The organism is Mastigocoleus testarum BC008, assembly GCF_001456025.1.
Classification (GTDB): Bacteria; Cyanobacteriota; Cyanobacteriia; order Cyanobacteriales; family Nostocaceae; genus Mastigocoleus; species Mastigocoleus testarum.
On the sequence record NZ_LMTZ01000015.1, the window covers coordinates 1 to 16,987 of the forward strand.

General features: G+C 35.6%; 12 protein-coding genes and 2 tRNA genes. 9 read left to right on the plus strand and 5 right to left on the minus strand.

From position 1 onward, the window contains the following. Positions 1-501 precede the first annotated feature (501 nt). The 5 genes from BC008_RS50295 to BC008_RS04215 all read left to right on the plus strand — a co-directional run bounded on the left by BC008_RS50295 (position 502) and on the right by BC008_RS04215 (position 6,684). On the plus strand, positions 502-675 hold the full coding sequence (locus BC008_RS50295; RefSeq protein ID WP_201026078.1) for a hypothetical protein: 174 nt from the start codon (positions 502-504) through the stop codon (positions 673-675). A gap of 599 nt (positions 676-1,274) precedes the next feature. Then, positions 1,275-3,896, plus strand: a complete 2,622-nt coding sequence (locus BC008_RS04200) for a trans-splicing intein-formed DNA polymerase III subunit alpha N-terminal partner DnaE-N (RefSeq protein WP_027846521.1) — start codon at positions 1,275-1,277, stop codon at positions 3,894-3,896. 504 nt (positions 3,897-4,400) lie between these two features. Continuing rightward, complete coding sequence (locus BC008_RS04205; RefSeq protein WP_027846520.1) at positions 4,401-4,925, plus strand: effector-associated domain EAD1-containing protein; 525 nt, start codon at positions 4,401-4,403, stop codon at positions 4,923-4,925. Between the two features lie 170 nt (positions 4,926-5,095). Further along, positions 5,096-5,479, plus strand: a complete 384-nt coding sequence (locus BC008_RS04210; protein WP_027845282.1) for a hypothetical protein — start codon at positions 5,096-5,098, stop codon at positions 5,477-5,479. A gap of 5 nt (positions 5,480-5,484) precedes the next feature. Next, positions 5,485-6,684: an NAD(P)-dependent oxidoreductase gene (locus tag BC008_RS04215; RefSeq protein ID WP_027845283.1), complete on the plus strand. Its 1,200-nt coding sequence runs from the start codon at positions 5,485-5,487 to the stop codon at positions 6,682-6,684. A 636-nt stretch (positions 6,685-7,320) separates the two neighbouring features. On the opposite strand, the gene ftsH2 is transcribed toward BC008_RS04215, so the two are convergent. From ftsH2 to BC008_RS04235, 4 genes are all read right to left on the minus strand, one after another. Beyond that, a complete protein-coding gene (gene ftsH2 / locus BC008_RS04220) occupies positions 7,321-9,207 on the minus strand; it encodes an ATP-dependent zinc metalloprotease FtsH2 (protein ID WP_027845285.1) in 1,887 nt (628 codons plus the stop codon). Between the two features lie 464 nt (positions 9,208-9,671). Then, entirely contained in the window at positions 9,672-10,445 is a 774-nt protein-coding gene (cobA, locus tag BC008_RS04225; protein ID WP_027845286.1) for a uroporphyrinogen-III C-methyltransferase, read from the minus strand. Next, a complete protein-coding gene (locus BC008_RS04230; protein WP_058183199.1) occupies positions 10,442-11,140 on the minus strand; it encodes a sirohydrochlorin chelatase in 699 nt (232 codons plus the stop codon). Before BC008_RS04230 ends, cobA begins: the two co-directional genes overlap by 4 nt. Before the next feature lie 1,259 nt (positions 11,141-12,399). After that, positions 12,400-12,795, minus strand: coding sequence for a DUF4359 domain-containing protein (locus tag BC008_RS04235; RefSeq protein WP_027845288.1), 396 nt, complete (start codon positions 12,793-12,795; stop codon positions 12,400-12,402). 228 nt (positions 12,796-13,023) lie between these two features. Here BC008_RS04235 and BC008_RS04240 point away from each other — a divergent pair. The 3 genes from BC008_RS04240 to BC008_RS04250 all read left to right on the plus strand — a co-directional run bounded on the left by BC008_RS04240 (position 13,024) and on the right by BC008_RS04250 (position 16,035). Beyond that, positions 13,024-13,096, plus strand: a tRNA-His gene (locus tag BC008_RS04240). Between the two features lie 243 nt (positions 13,097-13,339). Beyond that, a complete protein-coding gene (locus BC008_RS04245) occupies positions 13,340-13,792 on the plus strand; it encodes a GNAT family N-acetyltransferase (protein ID WP_407657019.1) in 453 nt (150 codons plus the stop codon). A 1,469-nt stretch (positions 13,793-15,261) separates the two neighbouring features. Further along, positions 15,262-16,035, plus strand: a complete 774-nt coding sequence (locus BC008_RS04250) for a glycoside hydrolase family protein (RefSeq protein ID WP_058183192.1) — start codon at positions 15,262-15,264, stop codon at positions 16,033-16,035. A 388-nt stretch (positions 16,036-16,423) separates the two neighbouring features. Here the strand turns inward: BC008_RS04250 and BC008_RS04255 are convergent. Then, positions 16,424-16,510, minus strand: a tRNA-Ser gene (locus BC008_RS04255). 94 nt (positions 16,511-16,604) lie between these two features. On the opposite strand from BC008_RS04255, the gene BC008_RS04260 reads away from it, so the two are divergent. Then, positions 16,605-16,973, plus strand: coding sequence for a 2Fe-2S iron-sulfur cluster-binding protein (locus BC008_RS04260; RefSeq protein ID WP_027847047.1), 369 nt, complete (start codon positions 16,605-16,607; stop codon positions 16,971-16,973). Positions 16,974-16,987: the final 14 nt, after the last annotated feature.

A 16,987-nucleotide genomic window follows, 5' to 3' on the forward strand; every position in this document is an offset into this window, starting at 1 on the left:
TTTTTACTCTTTTATTATTGATTTATTTAAGTAATTACCGATTGTGACAGTTAGAGTGCGGAAGATGGGTTGTATTGCTCAAAATAGTGGCTTAAAACAGTTAAATTATTTTATTTATCAAAAATTAAATATGATATCCCTATATCTTCAGTTAATTTACGGTCCACAATCGATATAAACACTATTAATAATAGTTTTTTGTAATCGCTACGATATAAATTATCTATGATATATCTCAGTAATATTTTATTAACTCTTGAACGACCCTGTGGAAAAACTTTGGGTATATTCCTCGAAGAAATACATTTTGACTAAAATTTCATTGCATTCACTTAATATCAGACTATAAATTAATATCCCAATATTCAGCAATTGCCACAAGGTCAAGCTATTCAAAGAATGTGTAATATATAACTTGTTATTTATTCGTACTTGTTTTTGTACTGATATTTACGATCGTTTTTAGTAACAATTTAAAATTTATAGTAGTTTGCGATGGAAATGAATTCAGAAAGGATCAAAATTCCTTTTCCGTTTTGGGAATATCTTCAACAACCAGTATTTAGTCGTCAAAAACATTTTATAATTCATCCTCAACGTTTTGCTTTGATTCATCGGATTGAGTTTCTTAAAAAATGTTGGGCTAAAGAATGTGATGCAAAAGGACCACATTAAAATTAAATTTATAGTTAAAATCATGTAGTTAAAATCATGTCAATGGTGTAAGTAAAAGGTTCAAAAAAATAAACTCTATTGATGAAGTTAAATCAGAAATTATTTAGAACAAACGTTTTGAAATTTGGAGGTGATAAAATAACTTTTCGTTTTTCGGTTTTCTCCAGTCGACTTTCTCTTTTCCCCCGGTAAATTCATTATTTATCTATCTCAAAATTTAATTATCTTGTAATCCTACATAATCTGAATCAGTTGATATCACTAAATACCTGTTCGAACTGTCCTTTAAGTGCATACAGCCGATTTAATTTTAAGTGAGGTAGATCTCACATCTTTAATAATGTAGGAGCAGGGAAAATGTACTTCATTTACTTGTAAAGTCCTGCATCTGACTGTTGTCTGGTAATTGAATTGATTTTATTCATTGTTTAGTCCTGATGATAGGTGCATTTACTAAATCTTTCTCCATGCTTGCTTCGCACCTCGAAACATTGAAGTTTTTTGGAGAAAATCTAAATTAAGATAAACTTATAGCCCTAATCTCCAACATACGCTACTCTGGAAAACACTTGTGGTTTTTGAGTGCCGGGTGAAACAATATGTCCTTTGTTCCTTTACATATTCATAGCGACTATAGTTTACTTGATGGAGCATCCCAATTGCCTAATTTGATAGATAAGGCTATTGGATTAGGAATGGAGGCGATCGCACTCACGGACCACGGTGTAATGTACGGCGCGATCGAGTTAATCAAAACTTGTCGTGGCAAAAATATCAAGCCAATTATTGGCAATGAAATGTATATTATTAACGGCGATATAACGAAACAAGAACGCCGTCCTCGTTACCACCAAGTTGTTTTAGCTAAAAATACTCAGGGCTATAAGAATTTAGTTAAATTAACTACGACTTCTCACCTCAAAGGCGTACAGGGTAGGGGTATTTTTTCCCGACCTTGCATTAATAAAGAATTATTAAAAGAATATCATCAAGATTTGATAGTTACGAGTGCTTGTCTGGGTGGAGAAGTTCCCCAAGCAATTCTTAGTAGTAGACCAGATGCAGCACGTAAAGTTGCAAAATGGTACAAAGATGTTTTTGGTGAAGATTATTATCTAGAAATTCAAGACCATGGTTCTCGGGAAGACCGAGTTGTGAATGTCGAAATCGTTAAAATTGCGAAAGAATTAGATATCAAAGTTATTGCAACCAACGATTCCCATTTTATTTCTTGTTATGACGTAGAAGCTCACGATGCTTTATTGTGCATTCAAACAGGTAAAAAGATTTTTGAAGATAACCGCATGCGTTACAGCGGTACAGAATATCTCAAATCTGCTGAGGAAATGAAACAGCTATTCCGCGATCATTTACCTTCAGATATCATTGAAGAAGCGATAAACAACACGTTGGAAGTAGCGGAGAAAATCGAACCTTACAATATTCTTGGAGAACCGCGCATTCCTCATTTTCCCATTCCTTCAGGACATACTGCCGATACCTACGTCGAAGAAGTTTCTTGGGGAGGTTTACTAGAAAAACTGAATTGCAAACATCGCCAAGAAGTACCTCTTTCTTATAAAGAAAGGTTGGAATACGAGTTGAAAATGATTCAGCGAATGGGATTTTCAACTTATTTTTTGGTGGTGTGGGATTACATTAAATTTGCTCGGGATAGTAGTATCCCTGTTGGTCCGGGTCGCGGTTCGGCTGCAGGTTCGTTGGTAGCTTACACCATGGGTATTACTAATATCGATCCAGTGCATCATGGTTTGCTGTTTGAAAGATTTCTCAACCCGGAACGGAAATCTATGCCTGATATTGATACGGATTTCTGTATCGAACAACGTGACAAAGTTATTGATTATGTTACGCGTACCTACGGAGAGGATAAGGTAGCTCAAATTATTACTTTCAACCGTATGACTTCCAAGGCGGTATTGAAAGATGTGGCAAGGGTGCTCAATATTCCTTACAGCGAATCTGACAAAATGGCAAAAATGATTCCGGTTGCAAGGGGTAAGCCAGCCAAGCTGCAAAAAATGATTTCTGATGATACCCCAGAACCAGAATTTAAAGAAAGATATGATAACGAACCTCATGTTCGTCATTGGATTGATATGGCGATCCGGATTGAGGGGACAAACAAAACTTTTGGCGTTCATGCTGCTGGGGTAGTAATTTCCGCCGACCCCCTAGATGAAATCGTACCGTTACAAAAAAATAATGATGGTTCTGTAATTACTCAGTACTATATGGAAGATTTAGAAGCACTGGGTTTGTTAAAAATGGATTTTCTGGGTCTGAAAAATTTAACTATGATTCAGAAAACTCTTGATTTAATCGAACAAAATCACAATTGTAAAATTGACGCCTACGATATCACTACTCAAGCAAGGAAAGCACAAAAAATTCTAGAAAAAGGCGAACATAAAACCTTACCAAAAGATGTTCAGAAAACTTACAACCTTTTAGAAGCAGGAGAGTTAGAAGGTGTTTTTCAGTTAGAATCTTCAGGGATGCGTCAAATTGTGAGAGATTTGAAGCCTTCTAACATCGAAGATATATCTTCAATTTTGGCACTTTATCGACCGGGACCCTTGGATGCAGGATTAATCCCCCACTTTATTGATCGCAAACACGGTCGCGAAGAAATTGATTACGAACATAAAATCTTAGAACCAATTTTGGATGAGACCTATGGAATTATGGTCTATCAGGAGCAAATTATGAAAATTGCTCAGGATATGGCTGGATATTCCTTGGGACAAGCGGATTTGTTGCGCCGCGCTATGGGTAAAAAGAAACTCAAAGAGATGCAGAAGCATCGAGAAATTTTTATTGATGGTTCGGCAAAAAATGGTGTGAATAAAAAAATTGCCGAGCAGTTATTCGACCAAATGGTGAAGTTTGCCGAATATTGTTTAACCTACGATACAGAAGTTTTAACGGTTGAATATGGTTTTATGCCAATTGGGGCAATTGTGGAAAAAGGTATTGAGTGTAATGTTTATAGTGTTGATAGGAATGGCAATATTTACACCCAACCCATTGCTCAATGGCATAATCGCGGACAACAAGAAGTTTTTGAATATGAGTTAGAAGATGGTTCGACAATTCGGGCGACAAAAGACCATAAATTTATGACAACTGATGGTGAGATGTTGCCAATTGATGAAATTTTTGTTCGGGAATTAGATTTAAAGCAAGTTAAAATCTGATTTTTACAGTATGAAAAAGGCGATCTTAAAAGTTTCCCACAACTTAATCTTTCTGTTGTTTTAGCCTAAATAGATGCGAACAATATTGTTTGTGATTTATTTTACGCTTGTCATTTCATAAATGCGTAGCTAAACTTAAATTTGAAATTATGTAATTGTTCCTATGAGTGTACTTCAATTAAGTATTCGCATTTCGTTAGAAATGGAACTGTGGATAAATCATCATGCAAAAGGAAATCACACCAGTATTAAATTAATTACTTACACTTGATTTTGTTACCTCAGCAGTGTTGATGATGTGCTACTCGGCTGCAGATTTAAGCTTTGTTAAATTTCTAAATCCTGTGATTAATTTTTGAACATTAATTCTCAGCAATTCATTAATAAATGTCAGTCAGCAACAGCAATTCCTCATTCGCTTCAAATTTTTAATTTTTAATATAATTAGCTATAAGAATATGCGTTTATCTGGTGAAGAGCGTAAAAAATTACAATATGCTTTAATTGGTATCGTATGGGTTGGATAAAAATCTAAATGAAATTACCCAAGATGGTAACCTACAAAAAAATACACATGACTTAATAAAATATGCGTGTGCTAATGGCCGGATTGATGATTTAATTAATGGTGCACTCAAAATAAATCCTAGAAATACCTATTTAAGGGAAATTGCTCAAGAATTAAAATATAAACAATCTAAACCAGAACAACTTAAAACAAAACTAGATACACAGAATAACCCAAAAAAAGACTTGCCAAATAGACTTACTTTTTCAGCCTTTATATCTTTAGTTATATTATTAATGATTTTGTGGTTGGGTATAAAAATTCCGTTACCTTCAAAACCTGAATATCCCAAGCCTACTCCAACAACTGAACTTCCAAAACCTACTCTAATACCTGAACCTTTAAAAACTACTCCAATAACTAAACCTCCAGGAACTCAATATATTAGACTCGTCCATAAATTTATAATCCATGCTGTACAAGCATTTCAAAGATTATTCATATGTATTCAATCAACGTAGGAATTAGGGTTTAAGATAGTTGATGATAGTTTAGAGAAAAAAGATAGGATTTTCAAATTTTAAGCATGGATATTATTTCTTATGTTGTAAAAGATTTCAAAGTTATATTCCATAGGCTTTTTTCTATAAAATATAAAATTTTACATTCTATCTTTCTGCAAATTTAATTTATGGACAGGTCTATTATCGACCATATAAAATCTGGCAAACTATTTGTAGTTTATTTTAAGCAAGGTATCAATAATATTGGCACCTTAAAAGCAGGAACATCTTATGAGGTAATTTATGAAAATAGAGGGTTTGTAACTTATGGTCAACGTGTTGGTGAAGAAGATTTCTTTTGCTATATCCCCGGTTATAGTAACGCGAATATAAATAAGAATGAGATATCATTATGGAATGCAATATTCACTTTTGATGAAAATAAAAAAATTTATTATCAGGGAAGAATTATTGGAAATTTAGAACTTGATACTAAATATATTCCAGAATGGTGGGTACAGAAAGATAGGGTATGTAAAAAAAGAGAGAAACATTCACAGTTAAACAATTAGATTCTATGAAAGTAGGAATTCTTCGAGAAGGTAAAGCCAAAACTGATACTAGAGTTGCACTCACACCAAAGCAATGCCGAGATTTACAAGATAAATATCAAAACTTAGAAATATTTGTCCAGCCGAGTCCAGATCGTTGCTTTAGAGACGAAGAATATCAAAGTCAAGGTATTCGGATCGAGGAAAATCTTTCAGAATGCGAACTGTTGTTAGGGGTCAAAGAAGTTCCCATTTCAATGCTGATACCCCAGAAAACCTATCTATTTTTCTCTCACACGATTAAAAAGCAACCATACAACCGCGAGCTTTTACGTTCAATCTTGCAGAAGAAAATTCGCTTGATTGATTATGAATGTCTGCGAAATACAGGCGGTAAACGAGTAATTGCTTTTGGACGCTGGGCTGGAATTGTTGGAGCTCATAATGCCATTCTCACCTGGGGAAGACGTGAGGGAAAGTTTAATCTCAAACCCATGTACAAATGTCATGACTGGGCTGAAGCTCAAACTTATTATCAAAATTTACCTCTTTCTCATATAAAGTTGGTTGTTACTGGAGAAGGTAGGGTTGGTAATGGTGCGACTGAAACTTTAGACTTGATGGGAATCAAAAGGATTTCACCTCAAGAATTTCTCGAGAACAACAAAGCCGAACCTATTTACACACAGCTAGGGGTTAAGGATATGTATCGCCAGGAAGGAGAAACTTCCTTTGATGAGCATCATTATTATCAACATCCCGAACAATACATTTCTTGCTTCCAGCCTTACACCCATACTGCAAATATTATGCTGAATGGTATCTATTGGGATAAACGCATTCCAGTTTTCTTTAGCAAAGAAGATATGAAGCATGAGAATTTTACTATTCGGGTGATTGCCGATGTCACTTGTGATATTGCTCCAGATTCTTCCATCCCTTCGACAATTAGAGCTTCTTCTATTACCGAGCCGATTTATGGTTATGACCCCTTATCATTTCAGGAAGCTGAGCCATTCCAAAATAACTGCATTGATGTCATGGCAGTAGATAATTTACCTAATGAATTACCGAGGGATGCTTCAGAAGATTTTGGTAATCAACTAATCTCAACAGTATGGTCAGAATTAAATCAAAGCGATAGTCGGATGATTTATAAAGGAACAATTGCTTTGAATGGTGAATTAAATAAGCCTTATGAATATCTACAAGATTATGTAAATTAAAGTGTTTATGTAAATCAAAGTTTTATTCTGATTAAATTTGATTCAAAACCAAAAATAAAAACCTCAACAAGTGCAGCTGTGAGAGCAAGCAACTTGCTGGGGCTTTAACCACCTAAGAAGATTTGATATGAGTCTGTAGCAATGATTTCTGAATTAATATCGCTTCACAGATTACCAATGAAAGTAATCTTCCAGCACAAAAAACAGATAGTTATTTTTATTTCTGATTTTTTTATTTCTGGAAATGGTGACGAATTACTTTTTCAATTACTTGAAAAAATTTTTTCTGAGGAAACCTTATTTAGCTACTTAATTATGATAATTCTTTATTCTCGGATTTTTAACCTGAGAAACTCATATAAATCTAATACAAAACATCATGTTTTTATCTTTTGAATTGGTATTAGGTTATATAGCGCTACACGCAAGTAAAAAGTCATTAGCATAGCTTGTCCGTAGGACATAAGCCTAACACGTATGGCTTAAGCGGGTAATATATGTCCTAATGTAGCTTCTTCATAGTGCTATAACCGTAAATATAGCGCTACACGCAAGTTGAAAGTCAAAAGTTTAATAGTCATAAGAAAAGGGCACGACATTGTCGTACCCCTGCCATCAAATTCTTAATAAAATAAACTACAAGCTTGGTGCAAACTGTGGTTTATCTGGTACTTCTGCATACTCAGACACAATTTGTCGAAATTCATCTCCGTCGATAGTTTCTTTCTCGATTAACAAATCCACAACTCGATCCATTAAAGAACGATTATTGCGCATTATGTCGAGCGCTGATTTGTAACACTCATCAACAATTGTGCGAACTTGACTGTCAATACGGGCTGCAATCGACTCAGAATATTCCGAACGAGTCATCCAGTCACGTCCTAAGAAAACTTCTCCTGACTGACTTTCCAAAGAAAGTGGTCCCAAGTCAGACATCCCAAAACGAGTTACCATTTGTCGTGCCATACCTGTTACTTGCTGCAGGTCATTTCCGGCACCAGTAGTAATTTCATCTCTACCAAAAATTACGTCTTCGGCTGCACGACCACCCAAAGCACCTGTAATCCTCGCTTTAAGTTGAGAACGAGTAATTAAACCTGATTCCTCACTGGGGGTAAACCAAGTTAACCCTTGTGCTTGACCGCGAGGAATTAAAGTAACTTTCTGTACTGGGTCGTGGTCCTTAAGTAAAGTACCAACTAAAGCATGTCCTATTTCATGGTAAGCAATTAAGCGTTTACTCTTGCTATCTACCAATGGAGTACCTTCCATCCCAGCGACTACCCGGTCAACCGCATCATCAATTTCTAACAGGGTAATAGCTTCTTTACGACGACGAGCGGTGAGAATGGCTGCTTCATTAAGCAAGTTGGCTAAGTCAGCACCGGTAAATCCTGGAGTCCGACGAGCAATGGTTTCCAAAGAAACGCTTTCGTCAATCTTTTTATTACGAGCATGAACTCTAAGTACTTCCAAGCGTCCTTTAATATCTGGTGCATCCACTGTAACCTGTCTATCAAAACGTCCGGGACGTAATAGTGCTGCATCCAAAACATCGGGACGGTTGGTTGCAGCAATAATAATGATACCGGAATTACCTTCAAAACCATCCATTTCGGTTAATAATTGGTTGAGGGTTTGTTCCCGTTCGTCATTACCACCACCGATACCAGCACCACGCTGTCTTCCAACTGCGTCAATTTCATCGATAAAGATAATACATGGTGCATTATCTTTAGCTTTTTTGAATAGATCGCGAACTCGGGAAGCACCAACACCAACAAACATTTCCACGAATTCAGAACCGGAAATGCTGAAGAAAGGTACGCCTGCTTCACCAGCGATCGCTTTAGCTAATAATGTTTTACCAGTTCCCGGAGGTCCTACTAACAATACGCCTTTGGGAATGCGTGCGCCTACTGCTGTAAATCTTTCTGGTTGCTTGAGGAAGGTAACTACTTCTTGTAGTTCTTCTTTTGCTTCCTCAATGCCTGCAACGTCATCAAATTTTACTCCGGTTTTAGCTTCCATTTGGAAACGCGCTTTGGATTTACCGAAGTTCATTGCTTGACCGGGACCACCGGGCATATTGCTAGAACGACGGAACAAGAAGAATAAACCGGTAATGAGTAAAATTGGGAAAATTAGATTGCCCAATAGTCCCCAAATTGCTCCATCATTGCGCATGGGATGAGCAGCAAAGTTGACTCCTTTCTCCTCAAGCTTCTCAATTAACTCGGGAGCATTAATAGGCAAATCTACCCTAACTCGCTGCAAACGATTATCAAGTTCTGGATCCTTCGTTTGTACAATGGCCGTTCTTCCACCTTCATAAAAATCTACGGTGGATATCTGCTCGGCATCCAGATATTCCAGAAAGCGCCCATAGGTCATACGGGTACTGGCTGTGTTTTTAGTTAAATCAGCTGGAGAACTACTAAAAGCCCCCTGCCAAAAGAAAAAGCCAATTACCAAAGCAGGCAATGTCCAAAGTACTAGGACTCTCCAGGAGAATTTCATTTTAATTTGCCTCTAGATGCTGATACAACTAATCAGCAATAGCACTTGAAGGAATATAGGAATATATTTCCCTGTTACTATGCTGTTAAACGGATGTTTATAATTCCACTTTATTTAATACAACTGTTCCAACTGAACTGTTACAGAGTTTAATATTCCTATAACATGTTCAGAGTTTTAGTAAGAATCTTAATTAAATGTAACTTAATTTTAAGACATTAAACCACTTAGATCCTAATTCTAATTCGATCGTTCTGTGCGAACGTCTTCAAAAAAATACTTATTTATCTCGCTTATTTCTCCGGATACCAAGAAGATTAGCTCTTGCTAAACGCCGTTGTGCGTATTGCAAAATTAAGGAATAGTACTTGAAATTCCTCAGTCTTCATGGTTTAACATTGTCCACTCATATGCTAGCCGTGGGATAGCTTACCATCTATTCGCTTATTATCAAACTGCAAAGATTAGGTCAAAACAGACAGTAAACCGTACATTTTCACGACTGCACCAATCACCACAATAGCTGGAGCTTCAAAACCTACAGTTTTTACTTGTTCCAGAATTGTCCCTAACTCACCAATTAATTCTTCCTGCTCTGGTCGCGTACCCCAACGAATAAGAGCAACGGGAGTATCTAAACTTAATTCAGCATTAATCAATTGTTGAACGATGTGGGGTAAGTTGTGAATCCCCATATAAATCACTATGGTTTCCGAACCACAAGCTATAGCATTCCAATTTATTTCTGGACGATATTTACCGGTTGCCTCATGACCAGTAACAAATGTGACTGAAGAGCTATAAAGTCGATGGGTTAGAGGGATACCAGCATAAGCAGGAGCTGCAATTCCTGAGGTAACACCAGGTACGATTTCCGCTGATACTCCTGCTTCGACTAATGCTTTCATTTCCTCACCACCACGACCAAAAATAAATGGGTCTCCGCCCTTGAGTCTAACCACGATGGCATTTTCTCGGGCTTTATCAATCAACAACTGTGTTGTTTTTTCTTGCGCTTGGGAATGTCTCCCTTTTCGCTTTCCCACATTAATTTTTTCGGCTTGAGGGTTAATCATTGCTAAAATTTGAGGGCTAACTAAGGCATCATGAATAACTACATCTGCACATTCGAGAATACCTTTACCTTTAAGGGTCATCAGTCCTGGATCGCCTGGACCTGCACCTACCAAATAAACTTTTCTCAAGGATTGTTTTCCCTGTGTGACTGAGCCGTTCATCTTTCCATTAAATCCCAAATTAGTTCGATTATTTCTGCACTCGCTCCTAGAGGTTTAGATAGTTGGAAGCTAATCGTAGGGAAATTTAGTTTCAACTTTTCTATCGTTCGAGCAATTGTATCGGTTATTCCGCCTGCAAATAAAAAGTAAGGTACAACATTAATTTTTCTACAACCCATAGAAAATAGATCGGTAACCTGCGATTCCAAACTTGGTGGTGAAGCCCAGTAAGCAGTTACTAAACCTAATTTTGCTGATATTTGTTCGATCAAAATTGTTGCTGACTGACGACGACTACCGTGAGCCAGTAAAATGGTTGCGTCTGCTCGGTTGATACACAATTGATTTGCTACCAACCCTTCTAAACCAGGGTGAGAACCTAAATACGGCTGTAGGTTAATAACAATATCTTCACCAAGTACTGCTTTCGCTTGTGAGACTTCTGTTGGAATATCTTCCATGACATGTATTCCTGGAAGTAGAAACAAAGGTAATATTTGCAAGCAACTACATCCTTTACTAGCTGCATTGCGAGCAAAGTCAATAATTTGCGAGTGCAAAGGTTGTGAAGCAAACTCTAAAGATGCTGTCCCTACAGATAGTTCATGCTTTAGTGTTGATACAACAGAGCTATTTGTATCACGTGCAGGATAACTTCTCAATTTCTGAGATATTTTACCTGCCAGTTGCTGCATTGCACTTTCTGGACGAGGATCGCGGCTTCCGTGATATACCAATAAATATCCCGACGACTGTGGTGTAAATGGATGTTTCACTAATAGTTGGAGATGGACTCGAACGCGTATTTATTTGCGAGTTTCAGCTTCTTTTATATCAAAATTTCAGAATTCTATCCGGTAAGTATAAAATTAATTTGATATTTGTGTTTTGATTCTGACATATAATTTCCACTTTATCTACATCTACATTAATTTAATAAATAAGCATAGCCTTTTTACTCGCAATATTCAGGTATCTGTCCCACTAGTCATGAAACAAATGATACTAATTATTATAGTTTTTATCTAATGAAAACAATTATACTTTTTACCCGTGCAGTAATAAGCTTATTTGTCTATCCAAGATTAATGAAGCTAAGTATATACAATCAAAACTTTTAAAGCAAAATCTCTCTCAAATATTTAACATTCTGACATCTTCTATAGCCTTGAATTAAACACACAAATACTGTTCCAATGGAAAGCTGCTATTAAGCATTGTTTACATGTAAATTAAACAGTAAAAAAAGAAAAATATCTATAATTAGATTTAGTATTTCGACTATAAAAACTATAGAAATCCGAAATTATTCACGAGGAATAAAATCGCTGTTCGCGCACTAGCATGTGGATGAAACCCTTGTAAGTACTTCTTTATTGTCTACATGTTTTCTTAGGTTTCAGTCAGGATTGCTATATTGTTAAATGAATTTACTATGACTTGATGTAAGCAGAAAATAATTAGTTCTTAAGAACTTATTTTAGTGAGTATATTATTCCTAGACAATCCAGCTATCCAAGCTTTTCGGCAATAACTAAATGATAAATATACAATTAAATCTTCTATTCAAAAATTATCTAATGATAAATGTTCTAATAAATTTTGCAATTGCCTAATACTAACTAATCATATTCAAAATTTTGGCAATTATAAAAAATCTTATTTCGGCAATTAGCACTTGTAGTCAGATATGGTTACAGATATGTAAGTACATTAGGAATATTACTATAGCAGCGAATCCCCTTAAGCGCAATTGATTTAATGTCCCACTCAAAAATAATTTTATTTCAATAGAAAGTCACACAAGACAGCCACAACAGTATCTCGTATCAATAGTTACTTTACAACCTTAAGACCTCAGCTATTTTTGTAACTAAAGAAGTTAGTAATTATTCCCTAATACTTTATTAAACCATTGCTAATTAAATGGCAACAAATATAATTGCGATATTTTTTACTGCCGTTGGGCTTTATAGATGTAAAAATTGTTGAATGCTCCAACACTTTCAAACTTATAGCCGGGAATTAAGGACAAAGATTCCAGCTTTAAGTCCGTATGATAAATGCTAAAAATTATAAAATTTTGTCTTTGAGTCGTTCTGGAAATAATTTCTTGAACTTGCGGATTCGCAGAATCTAGTAAATTGTCGCACTGAGAATCAAGTTTAATGGGCAAATTATCCAGAAAATTTTTGGACTTACCGCACACATTATCCTTCAGGTACTTAGTCAAGCGCTGACTAGCATACTTCTCATATGCTGCTTGAGAGGGATTGGTCGTCGCCATAGATAGACCTAACAATGTCAATCCAACGACTGCGGTACCAGCAATAATCTTTAAAAGTTTCATTTTTTCCAGTTTTCAGGTTTTGGATATTTTTAATCTCTAGTTATCACGTCTTTGCCTTGGCTATCAAGCTTAGAAGTTTAAGCTTGGGAATTTCAGCTTGGGATTCAAGCTTCAGATCTCAAATTTTAGATATTTGATTCTATAATTCAACTTATTTTAGCGATTCTGAGAAAAACTATGGATCAATTTTGCGAAAGTATGTTACTATCTATAGTGCGTTCAGATATGGCGGGCGTAGCCAAGTGGTTAAGGCAGAGGTTTGTGGTACCTCCATTCGTGGGTTCGAGTCCCATCGTCCGCCCTTAATTTTGTAAATTCGTTTGACATCGTGAAAAGCTGATAACATTTAAAACGTAAAGCAGTGAAGCAACTGACAGATGATAACCTAGGAGTAAACTGTCGTCTAGTATGCTTCATATCATTCTTATTTTTTTATATTCTCCCTTTAATATATTAGATGTCGCTGTAAGTGTTCAGGTATCTCCGAAAGTCAATTGAAGATACATGTTTATCTGTATTTTTTAGAGGATATTAAATTCGTAGTATGTCAGTGCTACCTGATGGGTGTGTTATCCGCCAAGCAACACCTTCTGATATTTGGTCAATTAGATTTTTAGTATTGAGGGCTAAACTCGATCCTACTCAAATTCGATGGCAACAGTTTTGGGTGATTGAATGTTCCGGGGATATCGTTGCATGTGGGCAATTACGAGACTATTCCGGAGTCAAAGAGTTAGGAAGCTTATTTGTGGTACCTGCTTGGAGGAGACGCGGTTTGGGAAGCATTTTAACCCAACACTTAATCTCATCCTGCGATCAACCGTTGTACTTAGAATGTTTGGGACAACGACTAGCAAACTTTTACAGTCATTTTGGTTTTTACCCTGTGACTTGGAAAGAATTACCGCGGTCGCTCCAAAGAAAATTTCGCGTTTCTCAGCTAGCAAAAACTTTGAGAATTGTCCCTGTAGTATTCATGCACTACCGAGAAAGTTAGGAGACATTCTGAATTTATTTTTTCATGTAGGATTCAGAACACTTCAACGAAAATACTTTTCAAAATAAATAATTAAATCACTGTAACAGTGTGTTGCGTAAGTCTGTTCGAGACAGATTAATTTATTATTTTTTTGCATATTACTTATTTTGCCGTATTAGAAATTGGTATTATATTTTTTTGGATAATTTGAAGTTTTATTTAATACGTTAATTACAATAAAAAGAAGTATTTTACTCATGATTTAGTAAAGCTAGGTATCAAGTAATTAACTTTCTTGAAGAAACAGCATGTTTTATGGCGCGAACTTTATATTTCGCTTATAACCTGGAAGTGTGGGTGGCTACTAAGCGGTTCATCAAAATATTACTTAATAAAAATCGAGGCTAACATGATTAATTGTCCTTGTTGTTCTGATAATATGCTACGGCACATTCGTGGGAACCAAGTCTATTTGTTTTGTCCTAGTTGCTGGCAGGAAATGCCAAACTGGATTGCTCAAAAAGATTGTTCATTGCCAATTAATCAGATGGTCGAATTAGTTATTAATCAACAAAAAAGAAAATTAGCTAATGTTTAAAAACTAAATATTCGTTGCATATTCATATTAATGGAGAAATTCATTAATTACCCTTCTTTTGTCGCAAGAGAAGGGTTTATTATTATAGGTGGTTATTAATTGTTAACTGGTAATTAGTGGTTGTTAATTGGTCGTGAGTAATAAATCAATAGGATTTAATTCGTCGATACTTTGTTAGTAAAGTAATACAACAGAAAAAAATAAATGTCGTATTTGATTTAAATCCATATACAGCATGTGTAAGTTAACTGATATTACAATACCTGTTTACCTTTATTTGTGTGTCTTTAATTGATACTTATTATTCCTTTGAATTATATGTGCTGAGTTGTATTTTTTACTATACATAGTGGCCATAAGATATAAAGCTAAAATGTCCTATTGACTCTTGAAATTAATTTAAGCCTTGTACGAATTGAATACTACCTGAAAAGTAATTAAATCAGGGATTTCTATGAGCTTTACTATATCTTTTTGATTTTTATTTATTCTCTCCAAAAGAATATTTATTTTGGTATTACAGAATATATCTACAGCAAAAATTAATTTTTTTATTAAAAAAACAATAAAAATTCTACTGATTATGTAATTTTTTTCTGGTATTCAATTAATTATGAAGAATAATATAATACTAGAGTCAGTAGTTATCCTTATTTCAATTAACTATTTTTCCAGGGCATTTCAAATCGGATCAAAAGTTGAATATTATACTGCTGCATTTTGTGGGTTATCAGAAAAACAAGAGAAGATATTCTTACCAACTTAAATATTTTTTTGCTGCTGATGATATTTTATTGACAGTTTATTATCTCGCGGGCAAATCTTGTTGTAGTATGCATTTATCTCTAAAAACAACCAATATTTTCATTTGATTATTAAGCCTATAATTATGCGTAATTCTAATATTATCAGCCAAAATTTTATGGCTATATTGGAATCTTTAACACTTCCAACTGAAATCAAAAAATGGGTTCCTTTTAAAGATTATGCTAAGAATTACGTAGCCAAATTTGTCCAATCTTCACAGAAAGGTTTACCATCTTGGGACCCTTGGATTTTTAAAGATGATGATATATATCGGCTATTTTATTTGGCGGGTACGCCTGAAGTTAATTCAATGTGTTGGTGGGAAAACAGTAGGATACATGGAGCTATTTCTCACAATTTAAAAGATTGGCAAGACCTGGGAGTAATCCTAGAGCCTGAACCTTCTAACTCATGGGAATCTGGTAGATTATTTACTGGTTATACATATAAAGAAAACGGCGTTTACTATCTTTTTTATTCAGGTGCTGGTAAGGGTTGGCCCCATTTAATGCATGAAGGAATCGGTTTAGCGAAGTCTACAGATAGTTTGCATTGGGAGCGTTATTCAAACGGTTATTTAAATCCAAAATGGGTTGAAAAAGTAGATGGTAATATCACTGATTCATCAATTCATTGGTATGTTGCAGATGAAATTGCAGGACCATATAAACCTGTAAGTTCTCATCCGATTATTCCAAGTAGTATGCGAACAGGATTGTATGCATCACATTTTTTACCAATGTCTGATAATTTGAATGAGTTACTTTTGTATGGTTGGTATTTTCGTTTTTCGACTTTGGAGGTTTCTCCCAATTTTCGCGTGAAGTGGGAAGGAGATAATATTCAGATTGCTTGATGGTAAATAATGCGATCACCATTGAAATGGCGCGTGCCGATCAAGATGATTTAAAAATATTTACTTTTGGGTAATAATGCATTGTTGAAGAGATTTGACAGTGCGTTAATTTTTTTATTTTTATTTGCTGTAATTGACTGGTAAACCCCCTCCTAGCCTCCCCCGAGGGAGGAATTTATGAGATTAACTTGTCCCGAGGGAGGAATTTATGAGATTAACTTGTCCCGAGGGAGGAATTTATGAGATTAACTTGTCCCGAGGGAGGAATTTATGAAATAACCTTATTCAAAAGGGGCATTTTGCCAATCAAAATAATAATTAAAACAAATATTACATCTCGATATACATTTATCGATGCTTAATTCACTCGAAGTTTTATTTATTAAAACGGAGAGAGAGGGATTCGAACCCTCGTTGAAGTTGCCCCCAAACAGCATTTCCAGTGCTGCGCCTTCAACCACTCGGCCATCTCTCCAGGCTCACAAGGTCCAATTGTAGGATGAAATTGCAAAAAATGCAATGATTAGATAGTAAATAAAAAATATTGCCCAAAATTGACTACTTTAAAAATGTCCCAGACACACAAAATTCAAATCCGCGATCGCGCTAAAGGTACCGAACATACCATAGAAGTCCCTGAAGACCGCTATATTCTCCATACTGCTGAAGGACAAGGAAAAGAATTACCATTTTCCTGTCGTAATGGCGCTTGTACAACCTGCGCCGTAAGAGTTATTTCTGGAGAAATTTACCAACCTGAAGCGGTAGGACTATCCCCAGAATTACGCAAACAGGGTTACGCTCTACTGTGTGTCAGCTATGCTCGTTCTGACCTGAAGGTTGAAACACAAGATGAAGATGAAGTTTACGAACTTCAATTTGGACGTTACTTTGGCAAAGGTAAGGTAAAAGCTGGTTTACCATTGGATGAAGATTAGTTGGGTAGCAGAAA